At 56.7% G+C, this 13,720-nt stretch carries 12 protein-coding genes; 4 read left to right on the top strand and 8 right to left on the bottom strand.

Translation table 11 applies throughout. The annotated features are described in order from the left end of the window. Positions 1 to 20 precede the first annotated feature (20 nt). Entirely contained in the window at positions 21 to 881 is an 861-nt protein-coding gene (locus U738_RS16040) for a c-type cytochrome (protein ID WP_035582335.1), read from the top strand. 107 nt (positions 882 to 988) lie between these two features. Here U738_RS16040 and rep read toward each other — a convergent pair whose 3' ends face one another. Beyond that, complete coding sequence (gene rep, locus U738_RS16035) at positions 989 to 3,058, bottom strand: DNA helicase Rep (protein ID WP_035582333.1); 2,070 nt, start codon at positions 3,056 to 3,058, stop codon at positions 989 to 991. 79 nt (positions 3,059 to 3,137) lie between these two features. Here rep and U738_RS16030 point away from each other — a divergent pair, with 79 nt between their 5' ends. After that, on the top strand, positions 3,138 to 3,608 hold the full coding sequence (locus U738_RS16030) for a tRNA (cytidine(34)-2'-O)-methyltransferase (RefSeq protein WP_035582331.1): 471 nt from the start codon (positions 3,138 to 3,140) through the stop codon (positions 3,606 to 3,608). Here U738_RS16030 and pyrE read toward each other — a convergent pair whose 3' ends face one another. Next, complete coding sequence (pyrE, locus tag U738_RS16025; RefSeq protein WP_035582329.1) at positions 3,609 to 4,274, bottom strand: orotate phosphoribosyltransferase; 666 nt, start codon at positions 4,272 to 4,274, stop codon at positions 3,609 to 3,611. Between the two features lie 141 nt (positions 4,275 to 4,415). Here pyrE and U738_RS16020 point away from each other — a divergent pair, with 141 nt between their 5' ends. After that, positions 4,416 to 5,183, top strand: coding sequence for an exodeoxyribonuclease III (locus tag U738_RS16020; RefSeq protein WP_007112246.1), 768 nt, complete (start codon positions 4,416 to 4,418; stop codon positions 5,181 to 5,183). 120 nt (positions 5,184 to 5,303) lie between these two features. On the opposite strand, the gene rph is transcribed toward U738_RS16020, so the two are convergent. From rph to U738_RS15990, 6 genes are all read right to left on the bottom strand, one after another. Beyond that, entirely contained in the window at positions 5,304 to 6,026 is a 723-nt protein-coding gene (gene rph, locus U738_RS16015) for a ribonuclease PH (protein ID WP_172821725.1), read from the bottom strand. 140 nt (positions 6,027 to 6,166) lie between these two features. Next, entirely contained in the window at positions 6,167 to 7,723 is a 1,557-nt protein-coding gene (locus U738_RS16010; RefSeq protein ID WP_035582323.1) for an FGGY family pentulose kinase, read from the bottom strand. Between the two features lie 12 nt (positions 7,724 to 7,735). Further along, positions 7,736 to 8,725, bottom strand: a complete 990-nt coding sequence (locus U738_RS16005) for an ABC transporter permease (protein ID WP_035582321.1) — start codon at positions 8,723 to 8,725, stop codon at positions 7,736 to 7,738. After that, positions 8,722 to 9,720, bottom strand: a complete 999-nt coding sequence (locus U738_RS16000) for an ABC transporter permease (protein ID WP_035582319.1) — start codon at positions 9,718 to 9,720, stop codon at positions 8,722 to 8,724. Before U738_RS16000 ends, U738_RS16005 begins: the two co-directional genes overlap by 4 nt. Further along, positions 9,713 to 11,200: a sugar ABC transporter ATP-binding protein gene (locus U738_RS15995; RefSeq protein WP_200882494.1), complete on the bottom strand. Its 1,488-nt coding sequence runs from the start codon at positions 11,198 to 11,200 to the stop codon at positions 9,713 to 9,715. The genes U738_RS16000 and U738_RS15995 overlap by 8 nt, the downstream gene beginning before the upstream one ends. A gap of 93 nt (positions 11,201 to 11,293) precedes the next feature. Continuing rightward, positions 11,294 to 12,277 (bottom strand): substrate-binding domain-containing protein, encoded by a 984-nt coding sequence (locus U738_RS15990; protein WP_035582316.1) that lies wholly within the window; start codon positions 12,275 to 12,277, stop codon positions 11,294 to 11,296. Positions 12,278 to 12,592: 315 nt separating this feature from the next. Between U738_RS15990 and U738_RS15985 the strand changes: the two genes are divergently transcribed. Further along, entirely contained in the window at positions 12,593 to 13,609 is a 1,017-nt protein-coding gene (locus U738_RS15985) for a substrate-binding domain-containing protein (protein WP_035582313.1), read from the top strand. Positions 13,610 to 13,720: the final 111 nt, after the last annotated feature.

The raw sequence follows: 13,720 nt of genomic DNA, 5'->3' as shown, positions 1-13,720 counted from the left end.
ATACTCAAGAGGTGGTGAGAGTGAAAGCTAAGCTGATCATGAGCGGGCTGGCGGCCCTCGGCGTCATGGCGGGCACATCAGGTGCTTACGCTCAAGACGCCGCACGTGATGCGATTGCCGAGCGTTTGGCGCCGGTAGGGCAACTCTGTTTACAAGGCCAGGACTGTGGCACTGCGGCTGCGCCTGCTAGCGATAGCGGCAGTGATGGCGATATCGATGGTGAGGGTATCTACGGCAACGTATGTAGCGCCTGCCACGAATCCGGCGCTGCGGGTGCCCCTATCCGTGGCGATGAAGAGGCCTGGGCGGAACGCACTGAGCAAGGCTTTGCCACGCTGCTAGAGCACTCGATTAACGGTATTGGTGCAATGCCTGCTCGTGGTGGTAACCCCAATCTCTCTGATGAAGAGATGGAAGCAGCAACTGCCTACATGGTTGAGCCAGTCATGGAAGTGCCTGAACTAGGCGGTGGCGACGAGGCGGCTTCTGAAGATGAAGAAACCACAGACGAAGCCGCTACTGAAGAGACAGCGGCTTCCGAAGATGAATCGGCTAGCGAAGCAGAAACCGCCGCTAATGATGACGCGGCAAGTGAAGAAGACGCGGCGGCAAGCGAAGGCGAGAGTGGTGGTAGCGACTTAGACGGTGCAGCACTTTATGCGAGCTCTGGCTGTGCCGCTTGCCACGACAGCGGCGTTGCAGGAGCACCGGCGATAGGCGATGCGGATGCCTGGGCTGAGCGTTTAGAAAAAGGTGCTGACGAGCTTTATGCCAGCGCGATTAACGGTATTGGTGCCATGCCAGCCAAAGGCGGCAACCCCAATCTTTCTGATGAAGAAGTCATGGCGATTGTCGATCACATGATCGCTGGAGCCGAGTAAGTCTAAAAATCTTATTCGCGCAGTTAATTGAGACGTTGAGCTATCTTATCCACAGGGTGTTTTTGCTAACGCCCTGTGGATATTTTTTATAACCTCAGGTTCATTATTCACCCCAGTAGCGAACGCAGCCCGGCAATGGCGTCTTTGCCGCGGGCCTGTTTCTTATCCGGATCCTCTTTATCCGCGCGACCTTCCCACTCTAGATCCTCCCCAGGTAACTCGTCTAAAAAGCGGCTGGGCGCACAGTCCATCAGCTCACCGTAGGCTTTGCGCTGGCGGGCAAGGGTCAAGGTTAGCGTGCGCCGCGCCCGGGTAATGCCCACATAGGCGAGCCGCCTCTCCTCCTCCACTGTGCCTACTTCGATGGCGTTACGGTGGGGTAGCAGGTCTTCCTCGAGTCCCATCAAATAAACGTGGGGGAACTCCAGCCCTTTGGAGGCGTGCATAGTGAGTAGCTGCACGCGATCAGAGTCATCCTCTTCCGCCTGCTGCTCCAGAATATCGCGCAGTACCAAGCGTGAAATCGCCGCTTCCACGCCGTCGGTTTCCGTATCGGTGGAGTCAGTATCGTCTTCTGGTTCGCGGTTAAGCGATTTTTCCAACTGATCAATTAGAATCCACACATTGGCCATACGCCGTTCAGCAACGGTGGGCGCGCTGGCGTTTTGGTACAGCCAGGCCTCGTAATCCATATCCCGCAGCATATCGCGGATGGCGGCAATCGCATCGCCTTGATCCATGCGCTTACGTACGCCGTCGAGAAAGTGGGTGAATCGGCTTAAGCGCTCTACGGCCCGAGTCGGCAGCACCTGCTCCAAGCCCAGTTCGTGGCAAGCGGCAAATAGTGATATCGAGCGCTCGGTGGCGTAGTTGGCAAGCTTCTCTACCGTTCCAGGGCCTACTTCACGGCGGGGTACGTTCACGATACGTAAAAAGGCGTTATCGTCGGCGGGATTAATCAATAACCGCAGATAAGCCATGGTGTCTTTAATCTCATTGCGGGAGAAAAACGACGTACCACCGGAGAGCTTGTAAGGAATTTGGTAGTGCTGCAGCTTAAGCTCCAGCAAACGGGCCTGGAAGTTACCGCGATACAGCACCGCAAAGTCACGCCATTCGGCTTTCTCTTTGATGCGCCGAGTGAGCATTTCGCTGGCGACCCGCTCAGACTCCGCTTCTTCATGGCGGTTCACGATCACCCGAATAGGCGCGCCGTCGCCCATATCCGACCACAGCGTCTTCTCATAAACGTGGGGGTTATTGGCGATCAGTGTGTTGGCGGCGCGCAGTATCGTGGCGGTAGAGCGGTAGTTTTGCTCCAGTTTGATCACTTTCAGGCGCGGGAAATCTTCCCCTAGGGTAATCAGGTTCTCAGGCCGTGCGCCGCGCCAGGCGTAAATCGACTGGTCATCGTCGCCTACTACGGTAAAGGTGGAGCGCTCCGCCATTAGCAGTTTCACCAACAGGTACTGGGAGACGTTGGTGTCCTGGTACTCATCCACCAGCATGTAATGGATTTTGCGCCGCCAGCGCTCGAGCGCTTCCGGATCGTTCTTGAGCAATACCACCGGCAGCAGAATCAGGTCGTCGAAATCCACCGCGTTGTAGGCTTTTAAATGGCGTACGTAGGCTTCATACACCCGTGCGGCAAAATGCTCATCGTCATCAGCCGCGAACGAGAGCGCATCGCTGGGCAGCACCAAGTCGTTCTTCCAGGTGGAGATTTTGCTCTGCACGGCGTTGATTTGTTCGGCATCCACCTGGGCATCTTTGTTCATCAAATCGCGCAGCAGCGCCTTGGCGTCTTCCGGGTCGAAAAGTGAAAAGCCCGGCTTGTAGCCCAGGGTTTTCAGCTCGCCGCGGATAATATTCAGCCCCAGGGTGTGAAAGGTGGAGACCGTCAGCCCGTGGCCCTCTTTGCCGTGGAGCATCTGGCCCACGCGCTCTTTCATCTCCCGGGCGGCTTTATTGGTAAAGGTCACCGCCGCGATTCTGCGCGCGCTCATCCCGCACTCTTGCACCAAATAGGCAATCTTGGTGGTAATCACGCTGGTTTTACCCGAACCTGCGCCCGCTAATACCAAGCAGGGGCCATCGATATAACGCACCGCTTCCTGCTGGCGCGGGTTTAGCCCTTTAATGCGGCTAAGGATGCTCTTGGGCGTGGCAGGCGTCATGGCGTCGGTGGTCCTCTACGAGTGTTGCTAGGCGTTTTCGATTACAATCGGCGAATGCATGATAAACAGGCAGGTGGAGATGTTTGAAGTAGCGCTTTTTGAACCGCGTATGGCGCCCAATACGGGCAATATCATGCGCTTGGTGGCCAATAATGGTTGCCGGTTACACCTGATTGAGCCGCTGGGCTTCGACCTGGAAGAGAAAAAGCTGCGTCGCGCTGGGCTAGATTACCGCGACCTGGCAAATGTCACTCGCCACGCGGATTTTAGCGCCTTTCAGCAAACCATGCAGGGGCGGCGCATCTGGGCGATCACTACCAAAGGCACGCGCAGCTACAGCGATGCGGACTTTGCCCCAGGCGATGTACTGCTGTTTGGCTCGGAAACCGCTGGCCTCTCACCCCAGGTGCATGAAGCGCTCACTGCCGAGCATAAACTGCGCCTGCCCATGCAACCCAATAACCGTAGCCTGAACCTTTCCAACGCCGTCGCTATTGTGAGCTACGAAGCGTGGCGCCAGCAAGGGTTTGCTGGCGCAGGTTCGGTCTAATCAGTTAGCAATTCCGTAGCGGTCACGGTACGCCCTGATCGCTTCGGCGTAGGCGAGCATTTCACCACCAGCATGCTCTTCAAGGTAAGTGAGTACTTGCTCTAAGGTGACGATACTGACCACAGCCATGCCATACTGGGCCTGCACTTCCTGAATGGCGCTCTGCTCGCCCTGGCCGCGCTCCTGGCGATCAAGGGCAATGATCACTCCAGCGACATGGGCACCGCTCTGCTCAATCAACGTCATTACTTCGCGAATCGCGGTGCCTGCAGTAATCACGTCATCAATGATTAATATATCCCCGGCAAGCTCTGCGCCAACAATATTGCCGCCTTCACCGTGGGTTTTGGCCTCTTTGCGATTAAAGGCATAGGGCATATCCCGGTCGTGATGGTCGGCCAGCGCCGCGGCCGTGACCGCTGCCAGCGGGATGCCCTTATAGGCGGGGCCAAACAGTACATCGGCGTTTAAGCCGCTATCGACAATCGCCTGGGCGTAAAAGCGCCCTAGCTTGGCCAGTGCCCGACCGGTTTGAAATAGCCCGGCGTTGAAAAAGTAGGGGCTAACGCGGCCAGATTTCAGCGTAAACTCGCCAAACTTAAGCACGCCTTGCTCAATGGCAAAGGCAATGAAATCGCGCTGGTAGGGTTGTAGAGTGGTGGCCACGGCATTCCTCACTAGGCGTTAGGTTTAAATCGGCACGAAAGCAACAATATAAGTAGGGTAAATGGCAAGTTTTACTCGCTGCCTTTACCCAAACGTCTAAACGTCGGGTATCATACAGCAGCGACGCAAAAGGGACGATTTATGAAAATTGCCAGCATCAATGTCAATGGTATTCGTGATGCCGTCGATCGTGGCTTCCTGGACTGGCTGGCTCAGCAGGATGTCGACGTGGTCTGCGTGCAGAACATCAAGGCAAAAAGTTTTGAACTGGGTGATCATATTCTGTATCCGGAAGGCTATGAAGGCTACTTCCTGGATGCCGAAGAAGATGGTTTCTCCGGTGTGGCACTCTATTGCCGCAAAATCCCCAAGGCGATTATGTATGGCCTTGGGTTTCCTCAGTGTGACCATGAAGGACGTTTTCTGCAGGCGGATTATGAACGCTTCAGTATCGTTTCTTTCTTGATGCCTGATGGAAGTGACCAAAAAGCCAAACAGGCGTTTATGGAGCAGTACCAAGAGTACCTGACCAAGATGTCGCGCAAACGGCGTGAATACATCCTCTGCGGTACCTGGCATATTGCCCATAAAACCGTCGATTTGGCTAATTGGTCGGATAACCAACTGACCTCAGGTTTCCGCCCGGAAGAGCGCGCCTGGATGGATCAGGTGCTTGGCCCCACCGGGTTTATCGACACCTTCCGCGAAATTAACCGTGATGCAGGTGAATATACCTGGTGGCCGAAGCTTGACCAAGACGTGCCCCGTGAGCGCCAGGAAGGCTGGCGGATCGACTATCAGTTAGTCGGCCCCAACTTCCGCCGCCACGTGGTCGACGCGTGGATTGATTACGATGCGACCTTCTCCGAGTTCGCACCGCTAATCATTGAGTACGACCTAGCGCTCTAAGCGCTAGACAACGCACTTTTCCCGCGTCGCCAGTCACCCTTGCTGATTAGCAGGGGTGATAAACAACAGGCCAGCTAAATGCTGGCCTGTTGTTTTTTTACGCCTCACACCTCACTTTCATTACCCTCGAATACCCAGCGCTTCGCGCTGCTTCTCGCGCAGCTCATCACCGGCTTTTTCGGCTAAATCCAGCATCGCGTTCAACTCGGCACGGGTAAACGCACCCGCCTCGGCGGTACCCTGCACTTCGATCAGTTCGCCGCTTTCGGTCATTACCACGTTCAAATCGGTATCGGCTTTGCTGTCTTCCGGGTAGTCCAGATCCAGCACCGGCACGCCTTTATAAATGCCTACGGAAATGGCGCTGACCAACTGCTTGAAGGGGTCGCTTTTAATCTTCTTTTCACGCTGCAGATAGCGAACGGCATCCATCAGCGCCACGCAGCCACCGGTAATCGCCGCGGTGCGGGTGCCGCCATCGGCCTGGATTACATCGCAATCCACGGTAATGGTGAACTCACCGAGCTTCTTCAAATTCACCGCGGCGCGCAGGCTGCGACCAATCAATCGCTGAATTTCCAGCGTGCGGCCGCCTTGCTTACCCTGAGTCGCTTCGCGGTTGCTGCGCGAGTGCGTCGCGCGGGGCAGCATGCCGTACTCAGCGGTTACCCAGCCCTGATTCTTGCCGCGCAGCCAGCGCGGTACAGTGGCTTCTACGCTGGCATTGCACAGCACTTTGGTATCACCAAACTCCACCAGCACCGAGCCTTCCGCATGGCGGGTGTAGTCGCGGGTTAAGCGAATGTCGCGGAGCTGGTCGGCCTCGCGGCCGCTGGGGCGCACAACATCAGGACGCTTAGCACTGCTCACAAATAGTACCTCTCAATAAACGCGTAACAAGGAAAAGCCCTTCATTGTACACGTCTGGGAGTGCGCTGATTGTCTTAACGCCCAGCTAGCGTCAAGGCATTACTTTATTTATGTCAATTGAGGCGTCCAGTGTAGAGCGCTTTGAAGGCAGTATAGCGAGCCGCATGCAGTTCATATGTACCTGAATCAGGCTCTAATACCTGCTCGCCCGGGGATAGGTCGTTCGCAACGCTCAAGACGTCGCCATTGGTCCTTGCCGCCATCGCCGCCACGGCTGCCCCAAGCAGCACGGGTTCGGGCGCATCAGAAAGGATAACTCGGCAGCCGGTACCGTCGGCATAGAGCTTGCGTAGCAAGGCCGAGCGGCCATGACCACCGCTTAAGTGCAAGGTATCAATGGCGTAACCATGCGCGTTCAGCCGCTCGATAATCGCACGGGTGCCATACACCAGCGCGGTGGCGGCAGCCCAGTAGACCTTAATAAAGCTCTCCCGCGGCGTATCTAGCGTGAGCCCGGTAATCGCGCCGCGAATGTCCGGATCTGCTAGCGGAGAGCGGTTACCGATAAAGTCAGGGCAGACGTGGGTATGTGGCGCAGGGTCGCCGTTTTCCAGGCGTTCAAGCAGCAACTCGGAGAGCGCTCCGTGAATATCCTCGCCAAACTCATTGCCTGCCGAAAACAGCGCTGCCAGGTGATCTAGCAGCGCGCCGGTAATACTCTGCCCGCCTTCGTTGGCGACAAAACCGCTGCACAACGCGCCGGGATAAGGGCCCCACACGCCGGGCACCTCGCGCCGTTCGGGCTGGGCGCCGATATGGCAGGTGGAGGTGCCGCCTATCACGGCAAGACGACGCTCGGGAGCATCAGAGAGGCTTCTTCCTAACGTGCCGAGCGCTCCGGCATAGGCATCAATCATGCCCACTGCAAAGGTGCAGCCGGTGGTTAGACCCAGCTCTGCCGCCGCTGCTTCTGTCAATTGCCCCAGTGTTACCCCAACGGGCCGCGCTTGGTCAGGCAGCCGTGCGCGCTCAAGAACATCCTGCATATCTATCTGAGCTAGAAAATCTTTATCCCAGCCATGACCAGGGCGAGGATCAAACGTCCACTTGCAGGCGAGCATGCACACCGAACGCTCGGTGGAATCCGTGCATTTAAAGCCCAGCCAGTCGCCAAGATCACCGGCGTAGCCAATCTGGGCATAAAGCTCTGGACGGTGGCGCTTGAGCCACATCAGTTTGGGCATCTGCATCTCGGGGGACATGAAGCCACCCAAGTTAGCCAGTGGCGCGGCGTGGGTGGCCGTGCACTCAGCGGCTTCGGCGGTTGCACGGTGATCCATCCAGACAATGATATTCCACGCTTCATCACCGGGTGAGAGCTCAAGCGGTTGACCCTGCTGATCCAGAAGGACGAGCGAGCAGGTGGCGCTTACCGACATGCTGGTGATGGAATCGGGCGCTACACCGGCAGCCTCGCGGGCGCGCCGGGTCGCGCTGCATACCGCGCGCCAGATATCCGTGGAGCTTTGCTCAACGTGGTGCTCGGCAGGGCGATGCATCGCAATAGGGGTTTTCGCTTCGGCCAGCATCACGCCATCAAGCGTGAAAATGCCCGCCCGGGCGCTGCCAGTGCCGATATCGATGCCTAGAACATGTTCTTGATGACTCATGGAAAACCTTACTCAAGACTGTTTAATAAATGGCATACGCACTGCCATTACAATAATTAGAAAAGCTCCCCACACCGCTGTGGACAAATGCTGGCTGGCGCCCATCAGGTTCATACCCGAGGCGATTACCTGCAGGCTCATCAAACCCAGCACCAGGGGGAGTACGCGGCCAAAGCCGCCAAATGGGTTCGCCCCGGCCAGAAAACAGGCCAGCACGGTAATCAGTAGGTAGCTCTCGCCGTGGCCTACGCGTACGGAGTTAAAGCGGGCGAGCATCACCATACCTGCGAGGCCGGCGAGCAGACCGGAAATCGTGTAGACGGTGATCAGCACGCGCTTGACGTTAATACCCGAGTACTCGGTAGCGCGGGGATTGGAGCCGAGCATATAGATCGAGAACCCGGTGCGGGTAAAGTGCATCACGTACATCAGCCCAGCGGCGGCGGCGAGAAAGATCAGCATGGGAATTGGCACGCCCAGAAAGCTTCCGCTACCGATGGTTTGAAATACCTCAGGCATACCTGAAATACCGCCGCCGCGAGTTAAAAACTCGCCCACACCCTGGAGAAAAATCATCGCACCTAGCGACACCAGAATGGGATGCGCACCCACATAGGCGACGATAACGCCGATTAAAAAGCCGGCGGCAGCGCCCACGACGAGCCCGACCATAATCGCCATGGGAACACTGAGTATGCCCAACCCCGCCAGCAGCCCCTGTACCAGCCAGGCGGTGGTGAGCCCGGCAATATTGGCGGTAAAAGTAACCGAGAGGTTGAGCCCGCCGGAAATAATCGGTACCAGCATTGCCAGCGACAGTAGCCCAAGCTCTGGCAACTGCATCGACATGGAACTGAAATTAGTCGCGGAGAGAAACCCCGGGGCCAGAAGCGAGAAAAACACGATGCTGATGATCAAAAGGGCCGTCATGGCCATCACTTCGATGGTATCGCCACCCAGGCGTATGCCAGCACTGGATGGCGTGTTCAGCGGCTTATTCATACGTTTTGCGCCCTGGTTGAACGGGGCAACAGGTTGCCCAGATTACTGGTCGTGATCGCGATCAAAATAATCAACCCGACAATCATGCGGAAAGCGTAGGGCGTTACGCCCAGCAGGTTAAGGCCGTTTTGCACCACGGCGAGCAGCAGCACGCCAAGCACCGCACCGAGCACCGAACCGCGCCCACCACCTAACGTTGCCCCTCCGAGCACTACCGCGGCTAAAATCGGCAGTTCCTGGCCGATCAAGGCGTTGGGCACCACCTCTTGCACAATATGCGCCTGCATAAGGCCTGCCACGCCTGCGCATAGCCCCAGCCAGCCGTAAGCGAAGGCGTGAATTTTCCACACACTCACGCCCGAACGGCGGGCGGCCTCGGGGCTTGAGCCAAAGCCATACACAGCACGCCCGAAGCCAGTGCGAGCCAGAATGAACCAAGTGAGTAAGACCATTACTGCCATGACGGCGGCGGGGAAGTAGAGCGTGGCCGAACCGCGCTCGGCGGGTAGGTCGAGCAGAGGAATTGAGTAGTAGAGCCAGTCGGGAATAGCGTAGATCGATACCCCGCCAGTGAAGTACATCAATAGCCCGAAAAATAGGTTAAAGGTGCCAATGGTGACGATAATCGAGACAATACGAAAACGGTGGATGAGCAGCGCATTAAACAACCCCAGTAGAGTGCCCACCAGCATTGAGAGTAGGATGCCTAGCGGCCAGCTGCCGCCGCCCAGGGTGTCAATGAGCAGCGTCATCACCACGTACTGCACCACCGAAGCCGCCACCGCGAAGGAGATATCGATGCCCCCCGCGATGAGAACGACCACCAACCCCACGGCAAAAATGATATTGACCGACTGATTGTTAAGTAGGTCAAACAGGTTCTGAACAGTTAAAAAACTGTCGGTGATCAGTGCCAGCACCGCCGAGAGCGCTAAAATGATGCCCAGCAGCACCCCTTCAGTGCTGATACGTTGGCGTGATAACAGGTTACGCATTGATGATCGCCTCCAGCGCTTCTTCCGTGGTTTCAGAGGGGATCACCTCGGTAGCGATGCGCCCCTCGCGCAGTACCAGCGCGCGGTCAGTATTCATCCAGATTTCCCCCGCTTCGTCGGAGATCAAAATAATCGCCACGCCCTGGTCGGCAAGACCGCGGATGATCTCGAAGATCCCCGCTTTAGCTCCCACATCGACGCCAATCGTTGGGCAATCGAGAATCAGCACATCGGGCTCGGTCGCCAGCCACTTGGCAAGCGCAATGCGCTGTTGGTTGCCGCCAGAGAGCGACGAGACTGCCAGTTCAGCATCACTTACCTTGGTTTTAAGCCGCTCTATCCAGCGCGCGGTGAGCGCCTTAATGCGTTGGGGAGAGAGAAAAAAGCGCGGTTGCTCAAGCATCGGCAGCACTGTCACAGCGGTATTCATATTGATCGACTGGTTTTGCACCAGGCCAAGATGGAGCCGGTCTTCCGAGAGGTAAGCGATCTTATGGCGCACGGCGTCGCGGTTGGAGCGCAGCTTGAGCAGTTGACCATCCTTGTGAATCTCGCCCGATGTGGGCTTTGTCATGCCAAAAATGGTGTGGGCGATTTCGGTGCGTCCCGCGCCCAGCAAGCCGGTTAAGCCGAGAATTTCCCCGCGGTGCAGGGTAAAAGAGACATCTGCAAACTCGCCTTCACGAGTCAGTTGCTTAAGCTCCAGTACTGTTGCGCCTGTATGCGTTTCAGCCCGGGGGGTGAGCTTCAGTTCAAGACCGGTCATCAGCGTGGAGAGCCGCGCCTGGGTCATTCCCTCGGTGGGATAAGTGCCCACCAGTTGGCCGTTACGCAGTACGGTTACCCGCTGGCACACTTCCAGCACTTCCGCCAAGCGGTGGCTGACCAGCACAATAGAAATGCCCTTTTCTGCTAGCGAGCGGGTAATCGCCAACAACGCCTGCACCTCTTTGTAGGTGAGCGAGGCGGTGGGCTCATCCATAAAAATAATGCTGGCCCCTGCGCGCAGCACGCGGCAAATGGCGACCAACTGGCGGCGGGCAATCGAAAGGTCTTCAACACGGGCCGTGGGATCCAGTTTCAAACCAAACTGCTGAATAATCTCACGTGATTGCTGCAGCGCCTTTTTATACGAAATGGGCTGCCACGGCTTAGAAACGTAGTCATCAAAGACGATATTTTCCGCGACAGTGAGGTGTGGAAAGAGCGCCAGATCCTGCCAGATGACGTGGATGCCTCGGCCGCGCGCCTCCAGCGGGCTAATGGCAGAGAGGGTTTCATCACCAAAGGTGAACTCAACACCCGGCTCGGGCTTGTAAACGCCGTTGATAATTTTAATGAGGGTACTTTTGCCGCAGCCATTTTCGCCCGCCAGGCACATAACCTCACCGCGGCGAAGTTCGAATTCGACATCATCCAGCACCCTGCTTTGCCCGAATACCTTGCTAACATGACGCGCTCGAATCGCGATCTCGCTCATCGGCGGCTCCTCTCTAGACATGACGGCTCTCTTAACATAACTGCCGCGCTCATTGAGCGCGGCAGCGTTTACACCAAATGAATAAGCGTGGTTTTACAGGCCGAGCTCTGCCAGCTCATCCACGGTCTCTTTATTGAGCTCCAGTGGCTGGGAGGCAAAGATTGTGTGGCCGTCCAGGGTGATTTCGCCGAGCACCGGAAGCTCAGCCCCATCGGTAATCTCTTCGCCGTTATAGAGCATCTCACCGAGGGCGACGAACGCTTTACCTGCTTCCAGCGGGCTCCATTGGAAACCACCCGTAATGACTCCTTCATGCACCAAACGACGCCCCTGACCCGGTGAGAAAAGCCCCATTACGGCGACGTCGCCCTCTAAGCCACGCTCTTTAACCGCACGAGCGGCACCGATGGTGCCTTGGCTGCCAAACGACATAATACCGGCCAGGTCATCATGAGCGCGCAGCAGATCAAGGGTGGTATTACGGCTATCGTCGACACTCTCGGCCACACCAAAACGTTCCGCCGCTTGGGTCAAGCCTGCGCAGTTTTCATCCAGCCAGTTCACCGCCGCATCCGCCCAGGCGTTGTGTGCAGGCACACTCAGTCCGCCCACATAGACGGCGTAGGAGCCTTCACAGCCTGTGGTCTCAGCAAGCAGTTTGGCGTGCTCTTCGCCGAGCTGCTGCGCCGAAATCATTTCAAAGTCGTAATCGATATTCACTGACTCAGGGCTTTCGTGGGTCAGCACAATAATGCCCTGCTCACGCGCGCGCTCAAGCACCGGCTCCAGTACTTCACGGTCGTTGGGCACCACGCCGATGACATCAACACCGCGGCTGATCAGATCTTCAATCGCGCGTACCTGCAGGGCCGGGTCTGCGCTGGTGGGGCCCACCATATAGGCCTCGACACCCAGCTCTTCACCCATCTGCTCAATGCCCATCTCCATGGCATTGAACCAGGGGATGCCACCCACCTTCGCGACCACGGCGATAGTAGGAGACTCCTGAGCCATTGCGCCGGTGCTGCCGATAATGCCTGTTAGCGTAGCCGCGGTAAGAAGTGCTTTGTATTTCATTGTGATTTCCTGCTTGCTGTTGGCTAACCCAGTCAGTGGAATAGTGTGCATTGAAGCGCTTTAATAGTGCTGCTGTACGTTGCGCCATGGTCAAATGAAATGACGCAGACGCTTTGGAGCCTCACAATGCATAGGAATTTAATGCACAGAAACTTTACACAGTGCTGGATACGGTGAGTGGTACCTAAGCGATGCATCATCGCTATCGTTATTGTCATTTAACCGAGCGTGCACAATCGGTTGTGCAATATGTAGGATTGATCTATTCCTTCATCACGTCAATGCTACTTTTATCTAATCGCAAGGAGCTGCCCCGTGGTTAGCGACTCTTCATCCAAGCGGCTGACTATTTACGACTTAGCGAGGTTGGCAGAAACGTCGCCTAGTACCGTCAGTGCCGTGCTCAACGGCACTTGGCAGCGCCGTCGCATCAGCAAAAAACTGGCTAGCAAAATTCTTTCCCTCGCCCAAGCGGAAGGCTATTCAGCCAACATGCAGGCCCGTGCGCTGCGCCGGGAGCGTTCGGGGATTATTGGCATGATTCTGCCGCTCTACGACAACCGCTATTTCAGCTCGATTGCCCAACATTTCGAAGCCCAGGCGAGGCGCCGTGGGCTGTTTGCGATTGTCGCTTGTACCAACCGCGACCCGACCCAAGAGCGCGAGGCGGCGCGCATGATGCTCGCCTACCGGGTCGAATGTTTAGTCAGTACCGGGGCCACTGATCCCGACACGATTTCAGCGATGTGCGATGAGAGCGGAGTGGCGAGTATTAACCTGGATTTGCCCGGCGGTAAGGCCCCCTCGATTATTTCCAATAACAGGGAGGGCGCGCAAAAGCTGACCCACGCCATTCTCGATCAGCTAGCCAGCCAAGCGCCAAGTGACAACGCCATCCTGTTTATTGGTGGCCGTGCGGAGGATCACAATACCCGCGAGCGGATTGCCGGATTTACCCAGGCTCGCGCTGAACGCGGGCTTTCCACCTCGGAGGCAGACATCATTCCCTGCGACTATGCCGCCGATAAGGCCCAGGTCGCGCTAGAGGCGTATATGCGCCACCGCGCTACGCTTCCCAGCGCGATGTTCGTCAACTCAACGATTTCGCTTGAGGGAATCGTGCGCTGGCTACAGCGGGGCGGCTATCAGCTTGACGATATGATTGTTGGCTGCTTTGACTGGGACCCGCTGGCCGCTGCGTTTCACCCTCACCTGATCATGGCACGACAAAACGTGGGCGAGATGATCGACCGCGTCTTCGAGGTGATGGATACGCCATCGCCGGATGCCAGTCTGCTTATTGAGGTGCAGCCAGACATCATGGGTGTTTGATTTCCGTACTTTGGCTCAGTATTCAACGTATCGAATAAATAGACGCGTCAATTCAAACAAGAGTGTTAGCGAATGCTCTACACTTCCAACACGCTAATCTCTCTACAGGTT

The sequence above is a fragment of the Halomonas sp. TG39a genome, assembly GCF_000744395.1.
GTDB lineage: Bacteria > Pseudomonadota > Gammaproteobacteria > Pseudomonadales > Halomonadaceae > Vreelandella > Vreelandella ventosae_B.
The sequence above is the reverse complement of the archived record's forward strand: the minus strand, read 5'-3'. Positions and strand labels throughout refer to the sequence as shown.

Excerpts from the sequence above, each read along its gene's own strand:
- U738_RS16010 (WP_035582323.1), bottom strand. The coding sequence starts at position 7,723 with ATGAGTCATCAAGAACATGTTCTAGGCATCGATATCGGCACTGGCAGC.
- U738_RS16030 (WP_035582331.1), top strand. The coding sequence starts at position 3,138 with ATGTTTGAAGTAGCGCTTTTTGAACCGCGTATGGCGCCCAATACGGGC.
- U738_RS16005 (WP_035582321.1), bottom strand. The coding sequence starts at position 8,725 with ATGAATAAGCCGCTGAACACGCCATCCAGTGCTGGCATACGCCTGGGT.
- U738_RS15990 (WP_035582316.1), bottom strand. The coding sequence starts at position 12,277 with ATGAAATACAAAGCACTTCTTACCGCGGCTACGCTAACAGGCATTATC.
- U738_RS16000 (WP_035582319.1), bottom strand. The coding sequence starts at position 9,720 with ATGCGTAACCTGTTATCACGCCAACGTATCAGCACTGAAGGGGTGCTG.
- U738_RS15995 (WP_200882494.1), bottom strand. The coding sequence starts at position 11,200 with ATGAGCGAGATCGCGATTCGAGCGCGTCATGTTAGCAAGGTATTCGGG.
- U738_RS16020 (WP_007112246.1), top strand. The coding sequence starts at position 4,416 with ATGAAAATTGCCAGCATCAATGTCAATGGTATTCGTGATGCCGTCGAT.
- rep (WP_035582333.1), bottom strand. The coding sequence starts at position 3,058 with ATGACGCCTGCCACGCCCAAGAGCATCCTTAGCCGCATTAAAGGGCTA.